This is a genomic window from Nocardia grenadensis, from assembly GCF_050942415.1.
Taxonomy (GTDB): Bacteria; Actinomycetota; Actinomycetes; order Mycobacteriales; family Mycobacteriaceae; genus Nocardia; species Nocardia grenadensis.
Window position 1 is genome coordinate 2,646,294 of the sequence record NZ_CP192054.1, and the last position, 19,591, is coordinate 2,665,884.

General features: G+C 69.8%; 19 protein-coding genes. 12 read left to right on the forward strand and 7 right to left on the reverse strand.

Annotation, left to right across the window (positions count from 1 at the left end; translation table 11 throughout):
- Nucleotides 1–70: 70 nt before the first annotated feature.
- The gene (locus ACQPYS_RS11935) at nucleotides 71–514 is read right to left on the reverse strand and encodes a MerR family transcriptional regulator (protein ID WP_433493028.1); all 444 of its coding nucleotides are present in this window, start codon (nucleotides 512–514) and stop codon (nucleotides 71–73) included.
- A 277-nt stretch (nucleotides 515–791) separates the two neighbouring features.
- Here ACQPYS_RS11935 and ACQPYS_RS11940 point away from each other — a divergent pair, with 277 nt between their 5' ends.
- The 9 genes from ACQPYS_RS11940 (at nucleotide 792) to ACQPYS_RS11980 (ending at nucleotide 10,262) form a co-directional block, all read left to right on the forward strand.
- Nucleotides 792–2,399: an ABC transporter substrate-binding protein gene (locus ACQPYS_RS11940; protein ID WP_433492628.1), complete on the forward strand. Its 1,608-nt coding sequence runs from the start codon at nucleotides 792–794 to the stop codon at nucleotides 2,397–2,399.
- Between the two features lie 5 nt (nucleotides 2,400–2,404).
- The gene (locus tag ACQPYS_RS11945; RefSeq protein WP_433493029.1) at nucleotides 2,405–3,364 is read left to right on the forward strand and encodes an ABC transporter permease; all 960 of its coding nucleotides are present in this window, start codon (nucleotides 2,405–2,407) and stop codon (nucleotides 3,362–3,364) included.
- A 13-nt stretch (nucleotides 3,365–3,377) separates the two neighbouring features.
- Nucleotides 3,378–4,214 carry an ABC transporter permease gene (locus ACQPYS_RS11950; RefSeq protein WP_433493030.1) on the forward strand — a complete coding sequence of 279 codons (837 nt, stop codon included), beginning with the start codon at nucleotides 3,378–3,380 and terminating at the stop codon, nucleotides 4,212–4,214.
- On the forward strand, nucleotides 4,211–4,423 hold the full coding sequence (locus ACQPYS_RS11955; protein ID WP_157107219.1) for a hypothetical protein: 213 nt from the start codon (nucleotides 4,211–4,213) through the stop codon (nucleotides 4,421–4,423). The genes ACQPYS_RS11950 and ACQPYS_RS11955 overlap by 4 nt, the downstream gene beginning before the upstream one ends.
- Nucleotides 4,420–6,048, forward strand: coding sequence for a dipeptide ABC transporter ATP-binding protein (locus tag ACQPYS_RS11960; RefSeq protein WP_433492629.1), 1,629 nt, complete (start codon nucleotides 4,420–4,422; stop codon nucleotides 6,046–6,048). Before ACQPYS_RS11955 ends, ACQPYS_RS11960 begins: the two co-directional genes overlap by 4 nt.
- Nucleotides 6,048–7,136, forward strand: coding sequence for an LLM class flavin-dependent oxidoreductase (locus ACQPYS_RS11965; RefSeq protein ID WP_433492630.1), 1,089 nt, complete (start codon nucleotides 6,048–6,050; stop codon nucleotides 7,134–7,136). Before ACQPYS_RS11960 ends, ACQPYS_RS11965 begins: the two co-directional genes overlap by 1 nt.
- Before the next feature lies 1 nt (nucleotide 7,137).
- A complete protein-coding gene (locus ACQPYS_RS11970; RefSeq protein WP_433492631.1) occupies nucleotides 7,138–8,502 on the forward strand; it encodes an NtaA/DmoA family FMN-dependent monooxygenase in 1,365 nt (454 codons plus the stop codon).
- A complete protein-coding gene (locus ACQPYS_RS11975; RefSeq protein WP_433492632.1) occupies nucleotides 8,499–9,641 on the forward strand; it encodes an LLM class flavin-dependent oxidoreductase in 1,143 nt (380 codons plus the stop codon). Before ACQPYS_RS11970 ends, ACQPYS_RS11975 begins: the two co-directional genes overlap by 4 nt.
- Nucleotides 9,642–9,833: 192 nt before the next feature.
- The gene (locus ACQPYS_RS11980; protein WP_063036253.1) at nucleotides 9,834–10,262 is read left to right on the forward strand and encodes a MarR family winged helix-turn-helix transcriptional regulator; all 429 of its coding nucleotides are present in this window, start codon (nucleotides 9,834–9,836) and stop codon (nucleotides 10,260–10,262) included.
- 6 nt (nucleotides 10,263–10,268) lie between these two features.
- Here the strand turns inward: ACQPYS_RS11980 and ACQPYS_RS11985 are convergent, their stop codons facing one another.
- The 6 genes from ACQPYS_RS11985 to ACQPYS_RS12010 form a co-directional block, all read right to left on the reverse strand.
- Nucleotides 10,269–11,615, reverse strand: a complete 1,347-nt coding sequence (locus ACQPYS_RS11985) for an LLM class flavin-dependent oxidoreductase (RefSeq protein WP_433492633.1) — start codon at nucleotides 11,613–11,615, stop codon at nucleotides 10,269–10,271.
- Complete coding sequence (locus ACQPYS_RS11990; RefSeq protein WP_063036255.1) at nucleotides 11,612–12,358, reverse strand: ABC transporter ATP-binding protein; 747 nt, start codon at nucleotides 12,356–12,358, stop codon at nucleotides 11,612–11,614. The genes ACQPYS_RS11985 and ACQPYS_RS11990 overlap by 4 nt, the downstream gene beginning before the upstream one ends.
- Nucleotides 12,334–13,194, reverse strand: coding sequence for an ABC transporter permease (locus ACQPYS_RS11995; protein ID WP_433492634.1), 861 nt, complete (start codon nucleotides 13,192–13,194; stop codon nucleotides 12,334–12,336). The genes ACQPYS_RS11990 and ACQPYS_RS11995 overlap by 25 nt, the downstream gene beginning before the upstream one ends.
- On the reverse strand, nucleotides 13,194–14,231 hold the full coding sequence (locus tag ACQPYS_RS12000) for an ABC transporter substrate-binding protein (RefSeq protein ID WP_433492635.1): 1,038 nt from the start codon (nucleotides 14,229–14,231) through the stop codon (nucleotides 13,194–13,196). The genes ACQPYS_RS11995 and ACQPYS_RS12000 overlap by 1 nt, the downstream gene beginning before the upstream one ends.
- A gap of 211 nt (nucleotides 14,232–14,442) precedes the next feature.
- Nucleotides 14,443–16,086: an alkaline phosphatase D family protein gene (locus ACQPYS_RS12005; protein ID WP_433492636.1), complete on the reverse strand. Its 1,644-nt coding sequence runs from the start codon at nucleotides 16,084–16,086 to the stop codon at nucleotides 14,443–14,445.
- Between the two features lie 36 nt (nucleotides 16,087–16,122).
- Nucleotides 16,123–16,308, reverse strand: coding sequence for a hypothetical protein (locus ACQPYS_RS12010; protein ID WP_431938919.1), 186 nt, complete (start codon nucleotides 16,306–16,308; stop codon nucleotides 16,123–16,125).
- Nucleotides 16,309–16,751: 443 nt separating this feature from the next.
- On the opposite strand from ACQPYS_RS12010, the gene ACQPYS_RS12015 reads away from it, so the two are divergent.
- The 3 genes from ACQPYS_RS12015 to ACQPYS_RS12025 all read left to right on the forward strand — a co-directional run bounded on the left by ACQPYS_RS12015 (nucleotide 16,752) and on the right by ACQPYS_RS12025 (nucleotide 19,506).
- Nucleotides 16,752–17,705: a DNA polymerase domain-containing protein gene (locus ACQPYS_RS12015; RefSeq protein WP_433492637.1), complete on the forward strand. Its 954-nt coding sequence runs from the start codon at nucleotides 16,752–16,754 to the stop codon at nucleotides 17,703–17,705.
- A gap of 149 nt (nucleotides 17,706–17,854) precedes the next feature.
- Nucleotides 17,855–19,291 (forward strand): glycosyltransferase family 39 protein, encoded by a 1,437-nt coding sequence (locus tag ACQPYS_RS12020; RefSeq protein ID WP_433492638.1) that lies wholly within the window; start codon nucleotides 17,855–17,857, stop codon nucleotides 19,289–19,291.
- A 68-nt stretch (nucleotides 19,292–19,359) separates the two neighbouring features.
- Nucleotides 19,360–19,506 carry a hypothetical protein gene (locus ACQPYS_RS12025; protein ID WP_433492639.1) on the forward strand — a complete coding sequence of 49 codons (147 nt, stop codon included), beginning with the start codon at nucleotides 19,360–19,362 and terminating at the stop codon, nucleotides 19,504–19,506.
- Nucleotides 19,507–19,591 lie beyond the last annotated feature (85 nt).

Sequence of the window (19,591 nt, forward strand, 5' to 3'; positions counted from 1 at the left end):
TTTCCGCGAGGCTTCCGCGTGCGCCCCCGGCGCAGCGCGGCCGGCAGGCTGTCGCCGAGGACGGTGCCGATCACCGCGCCCTCCACCATGTTCTCGGCCGAGTCCAGTCCGGCGAGGGCCTCGATATCGGCGGCTGCCGGCCGCGCTCCGCGGCCACCTCGTCGATCCGGCGCGCGGCCCATTCTCGGTCGGCCGCGGAGACGGTTTCGCGGGGCGCGACCGGTAGGCCCGGCTGGGCGGTGAGTACGTCGTGCAGTGAGCTACCCGGTTCGTCGATCGGGGTGAGGACGTCGCGCACGGCGGCCACCGAGAGTCCGGCCACCTCGGTGAGCGCCTGGACGAGCGCGAGCCGCCGCACATGCGCCGGACCGTAGCGGGCTTGGTTGGGCTGGTCGGTTCGCCGGGCGGCAGGAGTCCTTCGCGCTGGTAGTACTGGACGATCGCGACGCCCGACTCCCGGCGCAGTTCGCCATCCGCATCCGCTGCCGCCTCTTCGCTCGCGTCGTCCCGGGATCCGATCATGTCAGCCGTCGTCCCGGCCCGGTGGCCCGGTCGTGGCTCAGGTGGGTGGCAGCTCTGCCACTCGCGGGGCGGCCGCGCGAACCGCTGCCGCTGACCGGACATTTCCGAGGCGGCCGAGCAGGAAGGTTTGGATTCAGAGTGATCGAGACCGGCGACGGCACGCCGGTCGCTCCTTAACGTCTTGTCCAGCATCCGGGAGTCCGCCGCGGGCGGCACCGGCCCGACGATGCCGCGGCCGGTCCCCGGCGCGGTGCGATCCGGAGAACTCGATGAAACGACCCGTTGCCCTGTTCGGGGTAGCCGCCGCGACGTTCGCCCTCGCGGCGTGTGGAGGCGGGGTGACCCAGACCGGTGTCAGCGGTCCGCCGCAGCCCGGCGGAACCCTGCGGTACGGCCTCTCCCAAGCGCCGACCTGCTCCGATCCGGCGCAGGGCGGTACCAACCAGACGATCTACGTCAGCCGTCAGATCGCCGACTCGCTCACCGATCAGGACCCGAGGACCGGCGAGATCCGGCCGTGGCTGGCCGAGCGCTGGGAGGTGAGCCCGGACGCGCGCACCTTCACGTTCCATCTCCGCGCCGGGGTGACCTTCAGCGACGGCACCGCGCTGACGGCGGAATCCGTCCGTGGCACGCTCGATTCCATCGTGCACGTCCTGGGTGGCGCCAAAGCACCACTGGCCGCCACCTACCTCGCCGGCTACACCGGTACCGATGTGGTGGACGCGCACACCGCGCGGGTGCGCTTCGGCACCCCGAATGCGCAGTTCCTGCAGGCGACTTCGACCCCGCAGCTGGGCATCCTCGCTGCCGCCACCACCGCGAAAGAGGCCGAACAGCGCTGCCTCGGCGATACCGTCGGCAGCGGTCCGTTCACCTACGCCGAGTACCGTCAGGGTGATTCGGTGACGCTTGAAAAGCGTGCCGGATACGGCTGGGGCTCGGCGGTATTCGCGCACCAGGGTGAGGCCTATCTCGACCGGATCGAATTCACGGTGGTTCCGGAATCCGGGGTTCGCACAGGCAGTCTGGTATCCGGTCAGCTGGACGCGACCAGCGACGCCCTGCCCCAGGACGTGCCGCAGATCGAAGCCGCGGGCGGACAGGTGGCCACCGCCGCCAACCCCGGGATCACCTTCGGTCTGCAACCGAATGTGACGCGGGGCCCGCTGCGCGACCGCGCGGTACGCACCGCGCTGCTGTCCGCGGTCGACCGGCAGGAACTCGTCGATACGGTGCTGGGCCCGCAGTTCCGGCCCGCGACCGGCCCACTGGCCCATACGACGCCCGGCTACATCGATCTGAGCGGGGAGCTCGGCTTCGATATCGACGCGGCGAAGCGGGCGCTGGACGCGGCGGGCTGGGTCCCGGGCGGCGACGGTATCCGCGCCAAGAACGGGGAACGGTTGTCGTTCGGGGTGCTGTTCAGCGCGGCATTCGCCGGCAACCAGGCAATTCTGGAACTCCTTCAACAGCAACTGCGGGGGGCGGGTGTGGAGTTGCGGCTGGAACCGGCCGCGATCGCCGACTACACCGTGCGGCAGAACACCAAGGATTTCGACACGATCTACTACAACGTGACCCGCGCCGACGGCGATATCCTGCGCACCAATTTCGGTCTGGATGCCCGGAACCTGAACGACCGCGGCGCGATCCCGCAGCTCGACGCCGCGCTGTCCGGCCAGCTGGCCACCGTCGACAGGGCGCAGCGGGGCCGGCTGATCGAACAGGCGCAGCGGCTGCTACTCGACGAGGGGCTGTGGATCCCGACCATCGAACTCGCCCAGGCCATCGGGGTCGCGAACACGGTGCAGGGCTTGACCTTCGAGGCGTCGGCACGACTGCAGTTCTACGACACCTGGTTGAGCGGCCGATGACCACGCTGACCCGTTATGTGCTGCTGCGTGTACTCCAGGCGGCCGGCGTGCTGTGGGCGGCGTTCACTCTGTCCTTCGCGGTGCTGTACCTGCTTCCCGCCGATCCGGTGCAGCTCGCTGTGGACGCCAACCCCGGCACCCCGGTCGACGCCGCCGCGGTCGCCGAACTGCAGGCCCGGTATGGGCTGGACAGACCGGTGTGGGAGCAGTATTCCACTGCGCTGATCCACGCGGTGCGCGGTGACCTGGGGCATTCGCTGAGTACCGGGCAGACCGTCGTCGAGGCCATCGGGGAAGCACTGCCCTCCACCCTGGCGCTGGCCGGTACGACGCTGGTGCTCGCCATGGTGTTCGGCGCCGCCCTCGCGCTGGCCGCCGCCTATACCGAACGCACCCGGTTGCGCGATCTGCTGACCGCGCTGCCGCCGGTCGGGGCGGCCATGCCCACCTTCTGGGTCGGATTGATCCTGCTGCATCTGTTCTCGTTCCAGTTGCGTTTGGTGCCCGCGTTCGGCGGTACCGGGTTCAGCGGGACGATCCTGCCGGCGATCACCCTCGCCGTGCCGGTGGGCGCGGTGATCGCGCAGGTGCTCTACACCAACCTGATCGCCACCTGGAATCAGCCGTTCGTGGCGGTCGCCTTCGCCAAGGGCGCGTCCCGCGCCTGGGTGCAGCGGCGGCATGTACTGCGCGCGGCGGTCGGACCGGCACTCACCATCGCGGGAGTCTGGGTGGGCACGGTGCTCGCCGGGTCGGTGATTGTGGAAACGGTGTTCGCGCGCGCCGGTGTCGGTCGGCTGACCCAGACCGCGGTGCTGAACCAGGACATTCCGGTCGTGCAGGGCATCGTGGTGTTCGGCGCGGCGGTGTACGTGCTGGTGAACCTGCTGGTGGATCTGGTGTATCCGCTGGTGGACGCGCGGGTGGTGGACGGGTTCCGCGGGAAGGAGACGGTCCGTGTCTGAGGTTCGCGAACTCATCGCACCGCCGCGCGAGAAGGCCTGGACACCGCGCCGCGGGCGGACCACGGCCGGTGTGGTGTTCGCCGGGGCGGTGCTGGTCCTGGTTCTCGGCTGGGCGAGCGTGCCCGCCCTGTTCACCCAGGGCGACCCGCTGACCGGTGTACCGAGCGAGAAGTTCCGCGGCCCGAGTCCGCAGCACTGGTTCGGCACCGACAATCTGGGTCGCGACCTCTACACCCGGGTCGTGCACGCGGCCGCGCTGTCGCTGACCGCGACCGTGCTCGCCGTGGCGATCGGGCTGGTGGCCGGGTCGCTGCTCGGGGTGGTGTCGGGTGTGGTGGGCGGAACCTTGGACAGCTTCGTCATGCGTGGTGTGGATGTGCTGCTGTCGATTCCGGAACTGCTGGTCTCGCTGGCTCTGGTGACGGTGCTCGGTTTCGGCACCGGCAATGTCGCGCTCGCCGTCGGTGTCGCGCTCATCGCACGGTTCGCCCGGGTGATGCGCGCCGAGGTGCTGCGGGTACGGCAGGCACCGTACGTAGAGGCCGCCCGCGCCTGCGGGGTGCGCTGGTACGGGGTGCTCTTCCGGCACGTCCTGCGCAATTCCTGCGCCCCGGTCGCCGCGCTGGCCGCCGTCGAGTTCGGTCTCGCCGTGCTGGCCGTGTCGTCGCTGAGCTTCCTCGGCTACGGTGCCGCGCCACCGACGCCGGAATGGGGATCGCTGATCTCGGAGGGACGCAATTATCTCGCCACCGCCTGGTGGCTGACCACGTTACCCGGCCTGGTCATCGTCGCGGTGGTGCTCGCCACCCAGCGCCTCGGCCGGGCCTTCGCCCAGGAGGGACTGCGGTGACACGTCCAGAAGTCGTCCGTGCCCGGACCGATCACCCCGCCGCCCGCATGTGGACCGGCCACGAAGCGGCACCCGCCGGACCGGAAGCCGGTGATCCGCTGGTGGCCGCGGCGCGCCGGATTCGCGGATTCCTGCGCGCCGGCCGACGGTTCCAGGCCGGACTGGCCGAACAGCAGCCGCGACTCTTCCTGACCGGGTGGTCGCTGTGAGCGCGACCGGGGGCCCGCTGCTACAGGTCGAGGATCTGGTGGTCGAATACCGTACCGCCGCGGCGTCGACCACCGCGGTCGACGGAATATCCCTCACGATCTGCACCGGAGAGACGGTCGCGGTGGTCGGGGAGTCCGGGTCGGGTAAATCCAGCCTGGCCCACGCGGTGATCGGGCTGTTGAGCGGTGCCGGAGCGATCACCGCCGGTAGGGTGACTTTCGCCGGAGAGCGGCTCGACCGGCTACCGGCCCGCGGATGGCAGCGGATCCGCGGCGCCCGGATCGGTTTCGTACCGCAGGATCCCGCGGTTTCGCTGAACCCGGTGCTGCGCATCGGTGACCAGGTCGCCGAAACGTTGCGGATCCACGGCCGCGCGGACCGGCGTACCGCCCGGGCCGAGGCGATCCGGATACTGACCGAGGCCGGAAGCGATCGCCCGGCCCTGCGGGCCCGGCAGTTCCCGCAGGATCTGTCGGGCGGCCAGCGCCAGCGGATACTGATCGGGATCGCTTTGGCCTGCGGTCCGAGCCTGGTCATCGCCGACGAACCGACCAGCGCGCTCGATGTCACCGTACAGCGGCGGATCCTCGACCATCTGGCCGGCCGCACCGCCGAATCGGGTACCGCGGTCCTGCTGATCACCCACGACCTCGGTGTCGCCGCCGACCGCGCCGACCGGATCGTGGTGATGCGGCACGGCCGGATCGTGGAATCCGGCACGGCCGCCGAAGTGTTCACCGAGCCGCGGCACGAGTACACCCGCCGGCTGCTGGCCGCCGCCTCGGGAACGGGCCGGCCGCGCCGTCCCGAACGTGCCTCCGCCGTCAGACCGCTGTTGTCGGCTCACGGCCTGCACAAATCCTTCCGGGTGGCGCGCGGCACCACGCTCGCGGCCGTCACCGATGTCTCGTTGACCGTCGACCGCGGCGAAACCCTGGCGATCGTCGGTGAATCCGGCTCCGGCAAGTCCACAACCGCGCGGATCATCGCCCGGCTGGAGCGACCCGACCACGGCACCGTGGAATTCGACGGCACCGATATCGGCGGGTTGCGCGGGGCCCGGCTGCGCGAGTGGCGGCGGCGCGTTCAGATCGTGTATCAGAACCCGTACGCCTCGCTGAACCCGAAACTGACCGTCGGCGCCATAGTCGCCGAACCTCTGCGGGCCTTCGGGGTCGGTGACCGATCGACCCGCGGCGAGCGGGTCGCCGAACTGCTCGACCAGGTCGCGCTGCCCGTCTCCGCCGCGCAACGCCGCCCGGCCGAACTGTCGGGTGGGCAGCGCCAGCGGGTGGCCATCGCCCGCGCCCTGGCCCTGCGCCCGGATCTGGTGATCCTCGACGAACCGGTGTCCGCGCTGGATGTCTCGGTGCAGGAACAGATCCTGAACCTGCTCGACACGCTGCAGACCGAACTGTCGCTGAGCTACCTGCTCGTATCCCACGACCTCGCGGTGGTCCGCGGGATGAGCGATCGGGTGGCGGTTATGCGGGAGGGCCGCATTGTGGAGACGGGCCCGACCGCGGAGATCTTCGAAGCGCCGCGCCACGAGTTCACCCGGGAACTGCTGCTGGCGGTCCCGGGGGGCGCGCGCCGGCACCGGCCGAGAGAAAGGACCGCCTGATGACGCAGGTGTCGCCCCTGCTGTTCGCCGTCGAATTAGTGGGTACCGGAGTGCATCCCGCGTCCTGGCGGCGCCCGGACTCGCGGGCCGAGGACCTCTTCACCGCCGGGTACTGGGTCGACGCGGCGTCCGCCGTGGACCGGGCCGGCCTGGATCTGGTCTTCCTGCCGGATTCGTTCGCCCTGCAATCGGACGGCGCGCGGGGACGCCTCGAGGCGGTCGGTATCGCCGCCCGGGTCGCGACGTCCACCACCCGGCTCGGCGTGATCCCGCAGGTCCCGGTCACCCATACCGAACCGTTCCATCTGTCCAAGGCCATCGCGAGCCTCGACTACGCGACCTCCGGCCGGGCGGGCTGGGAGGTGACGGTATCGCCGGGCGCCGAGCAGGCCCGCCTGTTCGGCCGTAAAGCCGAGCAGTCCGAGGATTCGCTGTGGCACGAAGCCGGCGAGGCGATCGAGGTGGTCACCCGGTTGTGGGACAGCTGGGAAGACGACGCGGAGATTCGGGATGGCGCCACAGGCCGGTTCATCGATCGCGACAAACTGCACTACATCGATTTCGCCGGAGACAACTTCTCGGTGAAGGGCCCGTCGATCACCCCGCGCCCGCCCCAGGGGCAGCCGCTGATCGCGGTGCGCGCCTCCGGTCCGCTCGCGACCCGGACGGCGGTGCGGTACGCCGATCTCATCCGGATCACCGCCCCGGATCCGGCCACGGCCGCGGAGACCCGGTCGGTCCTGCGCTCCGCGGTGGCTGCGTCCGGTCGCGACCCCGGGCAGGTGCGGGTGCTGCTCGATCTCGAGGTCCATCTCGCGCCGACGGCGGCACTGGCCGTGCGGGAGGTGGCCGAACTGGAGGAGTGGACCGCCACCGCCGGCCCGGACGGTCTGCGCCATGTGGGGACTACCGACACCTTGCAGGAGCTGGCCGAGCAGGTGCGGCGGGAATGCGCCGCGGACGGGATCGTGCTTCGACCACTGGCCCTCGCCCCGTTTCTGGACCGGCTCCCGGCGCCGCTGACCACCCTGCGCGGCAGGCTCGGCCTGCCGCGTCCGCACAACCGCTACGCGACCGAACGGGGCTGATATGCCGAGAACGCAGCCGGGTAAGCAGATCCATCTCGCCGCACATTTCCCGGGCGTCAACAACACCACCGTCTGGACCGATCCCGAATCCGGTAGCCAGATCGACTTCGCATCCTTCGTCCACCTGGCCCGGACGGCCGAACGCGGACTGTTCGATTTCTTCTTCCTCGCCGAAGGGCTGCGGCTGCGCGAGCACCGCGGCCGGATCCACGACCTGGACGTGGTCGGCCGTCCCGATACCTTCACGGTGCTCAATGCCCTCGCCGGGGTCACCGACCGGCTGGGCCTGGCGGGCACCATCAACACGACCTTCAACGAACCATTGGAGCTGGCGAAACAGTTCGCGACCCTCGATCACCTGTCCGGTGGGCGGGCCGCCTGGAACGCGGTCACCTCCTCCGACGCGTTCACCGGCGAGAACTTCCGTCGCGGCGGCTACCTCGAGCACGCCCAGCGGTACACGCGAGCCACGGAAGTGGTCGAGGCGACCCGCGCACTGTGGGACAGTTGGCCGGCCGACGCGCTGGTCGTCGACCGCGATCAGGGTGTGTTCACGGCGCCGCTCCCCGAGTTCCGGTATCGCAGCAGCCAGTTCGATATCGAGGGTACGTTCGTCCTGCCCCGCAGCCCGCAGGGATATCCGGTGCAGTTGCAGGCCGGGGATTCCGAGGAGGGCCGGGAATTCGGTGCCGCCACCGCGGACGCGATCTTCAGCCGGCACGGCGAACTCGAAGTGGGACAGCAGTTCTACACCGATATGAAGGGTCGGCTCGCCAAGTACGGCCGCCACCGCGACGATCTGCTGATCCTGCCCGCGGCCACCTTCGTCCTCGGCGACAGCCGGGCCGACGCCGAGGAACGCGCACAGCACATCCGGCGCCGGCAGGTCGGCCCGCACACCGCCATCGCCTTCCTGGAACAGGTCTGGGGCCGCGACCTGTCCGCCTACGACCCCGACGGCCCACTGCCCGATATCGAACCGCTCGACGATGCGACCATCACCCGGGGCCGGGTGCGGCACGCCCGGGATCCGCGCGCGGTCGCCGCGCAGTGGCGGGCCCGGGCCGAGGCGGAGAACCTGACGATCCGCGAACTGATCATCGAGGTCACCGCGCGTCAGCAGTTCGTCGGATCACCGGCGGAGGTCGCCGCCGAAATCGACCGCTACGTGCAGGAGGACGCCGCCGACGGATTCATCCTGGTGCCCCACCTCACCCCGGCCGGGCTGGACGAATTCGTCGACAAGGTGATCCCGGAACTGCAGGATCGCGGCACCTACCGCACCGAGTACACCGGCACGACCCTGCGCGAGCATCTGGGTCTGCGCCATCCCCATCGAGCCGACGAGAAAGTGCGCGCCTCATGACGGTACCCCTGTCCGTTCTGGACCTGTCGCCGATCAGCACCGGATCCACCGCCCGGCAGGCGATCCGCAACACCATCGACCTCGCCCGGCACGCCGAGTCATGGGGTTACCGACGGTTCTGGGTGGCCGAACACCATTTCGTCGCGGTCGCCTCCTCGGCGCCGACCGAACTGATCGCGCTCATCGCCGGCGCCACCGAGACCATCCGCGTCGGTTCGGCCGCGGTCCAGGCCGGCTACCGCACCTCGGCCTCGGTTGTCGAATCGTTCGGCACCATCGACGCCCTGTACCCCGGCCGTCTCGATCTGGGCCTGGGGCGTTCGGCACACCGGATCGGGCAGCTCCGATCCGCGGCCGCCCCGGCCGCCCCGGCCGCGCCGACCGCGCAACGTCCGACCGAGGTCCGCGACGGGGTGGTGCTCCCGCCACCCTTCGCGCCCCACCGGATCCGCGATACCACCCGCCTGGCGGCCTCGCTGGAAGCGCTGCGGCTACCGGGCGCCGAACCGCTCGACTACACCCTGCAGGTCGAGGAGATCCGGGCGCTGCTCGCCGGCACCTACGCGACCGCCGACGGCGTCGCCCTGCACGCCGTGCCGGGGGAGGGCGCCGGGGTCGAACTGTGGTTGTTCGGCAGCAGCGGCGGCGAGAGCGCCCGGCTGGCCGGTTCGCTGGGCCTGCCGTTCGTGGCCAACTACCACGTGTCCCCGGGGACCCTCCTGGAAACCGTCGAGGCCTACCGGACGGCGTTCCGTCCCTCACCGCGCTATCCGCGACCGTACCTGGTGGTTTCGGCGGATGTCGTGGTCGCCGCGCAGGAGCCGACCGCCCGGCATCTGGCCTCCACCTACGGCCACTGGGTGGCGAGTATCCGCAGTGGCGCGGGCGCCGCGGAATATCTCGACCCTGATTCCGCGCCGCCGTTGACCGACGACCAGCAGCGGCTGGTCGACGACCGGGTGAACACCCAATTCGTCGGAACCCCCGCCTCGGTCGCCGCCCGCCTCACCGCCCTGCGCGATCTCACCGGCGCCGACGAACTCGTCGTCACCAGCGTCACCCACCGGCACGCGGACCGTCTCACCTCGCACCGCCTCCTGGCCGAGGAGTGGGGCCTGGCCCGTGCCCGCGCCGCCTAGCTACGCCCGTGGAGCTCAGAAGGCCCCGCCCGCCCGAGGCGGGTGGGGACGCACCGGTGTTCCACCGGGTCTCCTCGGACACGAGAAAGCCCACGATATCGGCGATATCGTCGAGCCCGCTGGATATGGACAGTCGACATACTCGACTAACTATCCTGCCTCGTCAACTGTTGATCATCTAAACTGCTCGACGTGGCAGTGAACGATCACGACCTGGTTGCCGCCCTCGGCGGGCTCTATCGTGAGGTGAACGCGTTCTATGGGGCGATAGCCCGCGAATTCGGCCTCACCGCTCAGCAGATCGCGCTGCTCTGCCTGGTCCAGGCCCAGCATCCGACATTCGGCGAACTCGCCGCCGCGCTCGGCTGCGACAAGACCAATATCACCGGCATGGTGGACCGGCTGGAACGCCGCGGTTATGTGGCACGGCAACCGGATTCGGCCGATCGCCGGATCAGCCGGGTGGCGCCGACGGCCGAGGGAGTGGTGATCGGCGCCGATATCCAGGCGGCGATCGCCGGAAAACTCGCCGCCACCCTGCCGCACGTCGCCCGGATCGAACTCGCCGCCGCCGCAACTGATCTGGTCACCGCCCTGTCCGACCGCGGCGCAGCGCGTTAGCCGTCGCTACCCGGCCACCGGCTGCGGCGTATGACGGCTCGCCGGTTTGGGCAGCCCGAAATGGTCGCGCAGGGTGGTTCCGGTGTACTCGGTCCGGAACAGCCCGCGCTGCTGCAGAATCGGGACCACGGTTTCGGTGAAGACCTCGAGGCCGCCGGGGTAGTAGGGCGGCATCACGTTGAAACCGTCCGCGGCGCCGGAGCGGAACCACTCCTCGATGGTGTCGGCCACCTGCTCCGGGGTGCCCGCGAAGACCCGGTGCCCGCGCGCGCCCGCCAGCCGGTGCAGCAGACCGCGCAGGGTCGGCTGTTCCCGCTGGACGATTCCGGCCACCACCTGCCGCCGACTCGCCGAATTGTGGGTGACATCACCGGCGTCGGCGAACAATTCGACCGGTACCGGTTCGTCCAGTTCCAGGTGGCGCAGTGATTCGTGGGCCAGCGACTCCAGTTGCTTGATCCCGTACTCGGGCACGGTGAGCTCGTTGAACTCCCGTTCCAGCTGCTTCGCCTCCGCCTCGGTCCCCGCGATGAACGGGCTGATTCCGGGCAGGATCTTCACCTGGTCTGGTGCGCGGCCGAAATCCGCCGCCCGCTGTTTGATATCGCGGTAGAAGGCCTGGGCGTCGCTCAGCCGCTGATGCGCGGTGAAGATCGCCTCGGCATACCGCCCGGCGAACGCGCGGCCGTCGTTGGACGCGCCCGCCTGAACCAGTACCGGATACCCCTGCGGCGTGCGGGCCGAATTGAACGGTCCGCGTACCCGCAGATGTTCGCCCGCGAAATCGATGGGGTGGATCTTGTCCGGGTCCGCGTACCGGCCGCCGGCGCGGTCCAGCAGGATGGCGTCGTCCTCCCAGCTGTCCCACAGTGCGGTGACCGCGTCGACGAACTCGCGGGCCCGGGCGTAGCGTTCGGTGTGATCGGGATGGCGGTCCAACCCGAAATTGGCGGCGGCCAGATCGGTGCCGGTGGTGACGATGTTCCAGCCCGCTCGGCCGCCGGAGATATGGTCCAGCGAAGAGAACAGCCGGGCCAGATTGTAGGGCTCGTAGTAGGTGGTGGACGCCGTGGCGATCAGACCCAGATGTGTGGTCGCCGCGGCGATCGCGGTCAGCAGCGTGATGGGTTCAAGTCCGGGCGCGGCGTTGTAGGCCACATTGGTCCGCAGCGCCGGTCCGTCGGCGAAGAACACCGCGTCGAAGGTGGCGGCCTCGGCGGTCCGGGCGATCTCCTGGTAGTAGCGGACATCGTAGATTCGGTCGGGGCGGCTGGCCGGATGGCGCCAGGCCGCCTCGTGGTGTCCGGCGGGGTAGATGAACGCGTTGAGGCTCAGCCGGCGTGGTTCGGTCATCGTGCATCGTCCTCGTAGTGAGTGGGTTCGGTGGAGACACCGAGCGCGGCCAGGAGTTGTTCGCGATAGTGGGCGACGGCGGGATCGCCGTGCCGGCGCGGGCGGACCTGCGCGATGGACAGGTCGACGGCGATGCGGCCCTCGTCGAGGACGAGCACTCGATCGGCGAGCAGCACCGCCTCGTCCACATCGTGCGTGACCAGTAGCACCGCCGGGCGGTGCCGGGCGCAGAGATCCTGGAGCAGTCCGTGCATCCGGATGCGGGTGAGCGCGTCCAGCGCGCCGAACGGTTCGTCGGCGAGCAACAGTGCCGGTTCGCGGACCAGGGAACGGGCCAGCGCCACCCGCTGCTGTTCACCGCCGGACAATTCACGGGGCCAGGCATTCTCCCGGCCGGCCAGGCCGACCTCGGCCAGTGCGTCACGACCGCGCTGTGCGGCACCCGGACCGCTCAAACCCAGGGTGACATTGTCGAGCACTCTGATCCACGGCAGCAGCCGGGAATCCTGGAACACCACCGACCGCTCCCGGGGGACGGTCAGTTCACCGTCGCCCGCGACATCGTGGTCCAGTTCGCCGAGTGCGCGCAGCAGGGTGCTCTTACCGGAACCGCTCCGGCCCAGTAGCGCCACGAACTCGCCCCGCGCGATATCGAGATCCACCCCGCGCAGCACGATCCGGTCGCCGAACCCGCGCCGCAGAGCGCGGACTCGTACGGTCAGTCCGACAGTGTCTGTCGCCATGCGAGCGCCCTCCGCTCCAGCGCGCGAACGGCCAGGTCACCGAAAAGACCCAGCAGCCCGTAGATCACCAGTCCCACCACGATCACGTCGATCTGCCCGTAGGTGCGTGCCTGGGTCATCAGATAGCCGATACCGCTGGTGGCGTTCACCTGCTCGACCACCACCAGAGCCAGCCAGGAGATGGTGACCGCCAGCCGTAGTCCGGTGAAGAATCCCGGCAGTGAACCGGGCAGCGCGACCCGGCGGACGAAACCCCACCGGGACAGTCCGACCGTCCGCGCCAGCTCCACATACCGCGCGTCCACCCCGCGCAGGGAGGCATGCGTATTGATGTACACCGGCACCAGCACACTGGCGGTGATGACGACGAGTTTCATCTCCTCGCCGATCCCGAACCACACGATGAACAGGGGGATCAGCGCGAGGGTCGGGATGGAGCGTTTGATCTGCACCGGACCGTCGACCAGTGCTTCGCCGATTCGGCTCAGCCCGGAGACCAGCGCGAGCACCACGCCGATCGCCACCCCGAGTACGAGACCGATCGCGGCACGCTGCAACGAGGTCAGCAGATTGGGCTGCAGGGTGCCCTCGGCGATCAGATCACCCGCGGTCCGGGCCACATCCCACGGCGCCGGCAGTGTTTCGGCATCGAGCGCGCCGGACAGCGACCCGATCATCCAGGCGGCCAGCAGCAGTACGGGCCCCAGCGCGAAACCGAACGGTATCGGCCGGCCGGGCCCGAGGCGAACCCGGCGGCCGGTCCGGGCCGACCGTGCCGGTGGTGCGAGCGGGACGGAATCGGCCCGTGCGCCCGCGGAGATACCCAAGGTGGCCACTAGCGCCCCTCCTGTTCGAATCGTGCGCCCACGGCAGGCACGGTTTCACTGATCACCTGGTCGAACCGGGTGTCGAAACCGTCCGCGGCCTCGACCCTGCGCGGCAGCTGACCGGCCGCGTCGATGACATCGATGGTCGCCTGCTGGGCATCGATCAGTTTCTGATCCAGATGGGGAAAGGTGAACTCCCCGAGTGAATCGACGATCCGGCCGGCGTCGTCGGCGCTGAGCTTCTGATTCTCGATGTAGTAGATCCGGGCCCACTCGTCCTGGTGCGTATTGGTCCAGTGGAACGCCCGCACGAAGGCCCCGACCAGGGCGCGCAGCGCGGCGGACTTCGCCGGATCCTGGGTCGCCTCCCGCCGGGAGTACAGATAACCCACGCCGTAATAGATACCCGTGGCTTCCGAATCGGCGATCACGGTCGCGCCCGGAGTACGCAGGAACCGGGTGAGCCGCGGCTCGTTCAGCGGGGCGATATCGACCTGCCCGGTGCGGACCGCATCATTGAAATCGGCCAGCTGTAGCCGCACCAGCTCGACATCGGACGTGGTCAGACCGGCTATGTCCAGGGCGCGCAATACCGCCGCCTGCTGAGCCGTCCCTTCGGCATAGGCGATCTTCTTACCCTTCAGATCGGTCAGCCGGGTCGCGAGGACATTTGGTGCGACAGCGAGTTTTATCCCCGCCGGATCGGTCTGATAGGCGGCGATGATCGGCACGTCCTGGCCGGCGGCCAGGGCATGGATCGGCGGCACATCACCCACCGGCGCCACATCGGCCGCCCCCGCCCGGAACGCCTCCAGGATCTCCGGGCCGCCGATGAAATTCGCGAACTCCACCTCGAACGGCAGTTTCTCCAGTTCACCGGAGGCGCGCAGCGCGGTCTGGAAACGCTCCTGCTGGTCGGCGACCACCAGGGTGGTGCCCGGCGGAACCTCGGTGGGTAGCGGCGTGTCGAGCGCGGCGCCACCGGGCCCGTCACTGCTGTCGCACCCGGTCAGCGCTATCCCGACAGCGGCGGTAGCGAGAAGCATCGCGACCGACCGGAGTCGGAAACATGCGGTAAGAGAACGAGACTGGTGCATAGCGGCATTGAAACAACGTCGCGGTCACGAGGGAATGATTAATAAGACGGTGATCCGAACTGTATCCCACCATCCCGCCGCCGGAGCCGGCGCGGGCCCGACCGCGGAAGCCGGCCGCCCGAGTGAGCGGTCGAAACGACTCCCGGCTCCCGCGGACGGATCACCCGCCCGGCCGGAGGCGGCCGCCGTGGGGCAGTTCCCAGGCCGCCGCTGTCCGGACGCCGGTGCGCGCGTCGGTGACATCACCAACGTGATACCACTCCATCCGCACCCGCGCGGGTACGAGTTCGACGACGCCGTAGCCGTGGGAGTCGAGCTCGGTGTAGTGGATGTGCCGGTTGAGTGCCCGCACCGACTCCGCGAGCGCGACCGAACCGGTGCGCGGCGGGGTCGGCAGCATATCTCCGATCCCGGTGGAGGTCACCGACGGGACCACGAATTCGACTCCGGCGGTAGGTCCGCCGGGGTATCGCGCGGCGTCGAGCGGGACGTCGGAGGCCCAAGAGCTGTGGATATCGCCGGTGAGGAAGACGACGTCGCCGCCGCGGTCGGTCAGGGCCTGGAGGAGGCGGTGGCGGTCGGCGGGGTAGCCATCCCACTGGTCGGTGTTGAGCACCAGACCCTCGCGGGGGATACCGAATACCTCGGTGACCGCCGCGCTGGTCTCGGGGTCCAGCGGTGGGAACGCCAGCGGCGCGATCATGACCGAAGTGCCGACCACCTGCCAGCGGGCGGAGCCGGAGACCAAACCGGCGGCGAGCCATTCCATCTGGCGCGCTCCGGTCAAGGTACGGGCCGGGTCGTCACCTTCCCGGGTACCGAGCTCCGGCTGCCTGTCCCGGTAGCTGCGCAGATCCAGCATGGACAGTTCGGCGAGGGTGCCGAACCGGAGACGGCGGTAGATCCGGGTTTCCCCCGCTGTGGTCTGCAGCCGGACCGGCATCCATTCCGTGTACGCGCGGATCGAGGCGGCGCGCCGATCCGCCCAGCTGCCCTCGGACGCGGGGTCGTGGTTTCCCGCGCCGCCGGACCAGGCGTTGTTCGCGGTTTCGTGGTCATCCCAGGTGCAGATGAACGGCAACCGCGCGTGCAGGGCCATGAGGTCGGGGTCGGTTTTGTACTGGCCGTGCCGGATCCGGTAATCGGTGAGCGAGATGATCTCGTGCACCGGCTCGTGCTGCCGGACCGTCCCGGCGTGGCCCTCGAACGATCCGGAGCTGTATTCGTAGAGGTAGTCACCCAGATGTATGACGGCGTCGAGATCATCGCGGGCGGCGAGATGACGATAGGCGGCGAAAAAACCCGCTTCCCAGTTGGCGCACGAGACCACACCGAAACGCAGGCAGGCCGGGGAGTCCGCTTCGGCCGGGGCGGTACGGGTCCGGCCGGCGGGCGACGTCGCACCGAGGGCATGGAACCGGTAGTGGTAGTCACGCGCCGGGGCCAGACCGCGTACGTCCACCTTCACCGTGTGATCGGAGTCCGCGTCCGCGATGAACGAGCCGGCGGCGACCACCGTGGTGAATCCGGCGTCGTCGGCGATCTCCCATCGGACGGTGGCCGGGGCGCCGATCCCCGACCCCGGCAGGGCCTGTGGTCCGACGGTCACCCGGGTCCAGAGCACGACGCCGTCGGGTAGCGGATCACCGGAGGCGATGCCGTGCCCGAACACCGGACTCGCCGCATACGCGGCCGGTGCGGGTAACGCGGCCGCGGCGGCGGTCACCGCCCCCGCGCGTAGTACGGTCCGGCGGTCCAGTGCGACCGGGACCCCGATGTTCGAAACGCTGCCGTTTCCGCTCACAGCCGATCGAGCGGGAATCGGCAACTCGGGGCACGCTCAGGCTGCTTCGGCGGCCCGGTGACGGAGTTCGAAGAGCACCCGGCGCGCGAGATAGCCGGCCGCCCAGGGGGCGAATTCGCGGGCGATCCAGGCGCCGTGCCGGTCGTCGAGCCCGAGAAGTCGGCAGGTGTGTCGCAGGTCCTCACGCATCCACAGGGTGTCGCGCTGGGTGGTGTCGCTCATAGCCGCTCCGATGTGCCGGGAAATTGCAAAGCGCGTTGTGCGAATATCGTCATTGCGGCACCGGATGTTTCGCGTAGCGGCTGGCTCGCCGTCACCGGCGGGTATCGAATTCCCGGTGTTTCGCGTGCTTCTGCTTACGGCGGTACTGTTTACCCGACGGGATCGGCCGGGCGGCGTTCGACGAGCGCCGAGCATGCCGGCGTCGCCAGCCGGCCAGATCCGGGCGTTCATCGGGTGGCCGGGAGTCGGGCGGAGGCGGTATCGAGATTCGTGGTGGCATACGGCAACGATCCTGATCGTGCCCACGGCGCGCAAGCGAAATATGGTCCGGCGCGCAGCTGTGGCCGCCCGGTTCCGAAATCGCCGCCGCGGTCTGCCCGGATTTCCGCCACGGTCGCGGCCTATGGGTTGACCCCGCCGACGCCGGCGGGCATGGTGAGTCGATGACCGGTGACGAGGTCCGCCGCGGGGTTCCGGTGACGAACCCGGACCAGCCGCTGTTCGACGGCGCCGAGGCGACCAAGCGGGACCTGCTGGATTATTTGGAGGCGGTCGGGGAACGCCTCCTGCGGGTACTGCGGGACCGCCCACTGTCGGTGGTTCGCGTCCGGCCGGGGCAGGAACCGTTCATGCAGAAGAACCTGCCGAAGTACACCCCCGAATGGGTCCGGCGGACAACGGTCTGGGCGGATAGTTCGCGGCGCGAGATCTCCTATGCGCTGTGCGACGATATGCCGACCCTGCTCTGGTTCGGTAATCAGCGCGCCGTCGAATACCACCCGACTCTGATCACCTCCGATCCCGGTCCGGGGCCGACGCATCTCGTCCTCGACCTCGACCCGTCGCCCGGACAGACCTTCCGGCACGCGGCCGAGGCGGCCCGGCTGATCCGGGCGGCATTGACGGACGCCGGATTGACCGGCGCGGTGAAGACCAGCGGCGCCAAGGGCGCCCATGTGTTCGTGCCGATCGCGCCGGGTACCCGCCACGAGGACGCGGCCGCGGCGACGCGGGCGATCGCCGCTCGGGCCGAACGCCTCGATCCCGGATTCGCCACCACCGCGTTCATCAAGGAGGACCGCGGAGGCAAGGTATTCCTCGATCCGACACGTACCGGCGGCGCGACCGTCGCCGCGGCCTACAGTCCGCGTATCCGTCCCCGGGTGCCCGTATCGTTCCCGCTCGCCTGGTCCGATCTGGACGAGGTGACGCCGGCGGATTTCACGATGCGGACGGTACCGGCCCTGTTGGCGGATACCGACCCCTGGTCTGCCGCCATGCCGGCACCGCAGGCGCTTCCGGCCGATCTGGTCGCGGAGGGCCATACCATCCCGATTCCCCGGGTCCAGGCGATGCATGAGGGCAAACGGCGCGCCCGTGCCCGCCGGACCACCTGACCGCGCCGTTTCGCGGACGGGAACCGGTGGCCGCGGCACCGAGCCACCGCGACGTGCCGGATACCGAGCGAGCGGGTGGGTGCCCGTGCGAGTATCGACACGGGCGTAGCGGAATCCGGACCGCCGCCGGCAGCGGGTAGGACGGCGCGATGTACTGGGTGGCGGGTGTTTTCGCGGTCTTGCTGGCCGGGTGTGCCGACCGGTACGGATACCACCGGGACGAAATGTACTTCCTGGCTGCGGGCCGGCGGCTCGACTGGGGATATGCCGATCAGCCACCGCTGGTGCCGTTGCTGGCCCGGGCGATGGCCGCGATCGACGCGGATTCGCTGGTGGTGCTGCGGCTCCCGGCCATCGTGGCGGCCACCGTGGTGATCGTGTGTACCGGATGGGCGGCCCGTGAACTGGGCGGCGGCCGGGCCGCGCAGACTCTGGCCGCCGCGGCGGCGGCCTCCTCCGCGCTCCTGCTCGGCGGCGGTCATCAGCTCGGCACCGTGATCTTCGATCTGGCGGTGTGGTCGGCGGTGGTGGTGACGGTACTGCGACTGCTGCGGCCGGAATCGGATCGGCGCTGGTGGTTGCTCGTGGGTGTGCTGGCGGGGATCGGCGTGCAGAACAAGACGCTGCTGGCATTACCGCTGCTGGTTCTCGCGTGCGCACTCCTGCTGCTCGGCCCCCGAGAGGTTTTCCGCACCAGGTATTTTCCGGCCGCGCTCGCGATCGCCGCGGTGATCTGGGCGCCGAATCTGTGGTGGCAGGTGCGCAACGGGTTGCCGCAGGTCGAGATGAGCCGGGCCATCGCGGGCGGTTCGTCGGGCACCTCGGACGGCCCGGCCGCCTTCGTGTTGCTGCAGTTCGGCCTGATGGGTCCGCTGATGGTGGTGCTGTGGGTCGCGGGACTGTGGTGGCTGGCCCGGCAACCTCGCTACCGCGCCTTCGCGCTCGCCTACGCCCTGCTGTTCGTGGCGTATCTGGCCGCCGGGGGCAAGGCCTACTACCTGGGCGGGATGTACCCGGTGCTGCTGGCCGCGGGCGCCACCGCACTGGTAGCCGTTCTGACCCGCACCCGCCGGTGTCGCGCCGCGACGGCGGCGGTTGTCGCGCTGAACGCGGCCGTATCGGCGGTATTGTTCCTGCCGGTTCTCCCCGTGACCGCCCTGCGCGATTCGCCGATTCTCGCCCTCAACTATGATGCCGGCGAAACGGTCGGCTGGCCGCTGTTCACCGACCGGATCGCAGCGGCCAGAGCCCGGCTGGCACCGGACGCGGACATACTCACGGCCAACTACGGCGAAGCCGCGGCCATCGAGCGTTTCGGCGACGCACACGGTCTCCCGGTCCCGCACAGCGGTCACAATTCCTATTGGTGGTGGGGGCCGCCGGCTGATTCCCGCCCGATCCTCACCGTCGGCCTCACCCACGCGGAAGTCGCGCGCTTCTGTGCCGATTCCGTTCCGGAAGCGGCGGGCCGGATCGACAACGGGCTCGGAATCGATAACGACGAGCAAGGAGCGGCGATGTATGTGTGCCGTACCGTCCGCGCGCCCTGGGCGCAGCTGTGGCCGGCGCAGCGGGAGCTGGGTTAGTCGTCCCGGCCACCGGCCGGTCGTTCGCAGCGATCCGGACCCATTGGTTCCGGATCACCGAAGGCGCGGTGCGTGAGCACTGGGCGAATCGCGACGATCTCGGTCAGGCCCAGCAACTGGGCCGGGTGCCACCGACACGGGCTTACCTGTTCGGATGCGGCCGGTCCATGAGTGCGGTGCGGCGGGCGCTGGTGCCGTCCGCCGCCACCCCGTGAGACCTTCCGGACGCTCGGCGGGAGTCCGAGCGAAAGCCCGGGTGGGGGCCGTCATATCGGTTGGGCGGCCGCCCGAGAGTGTGTG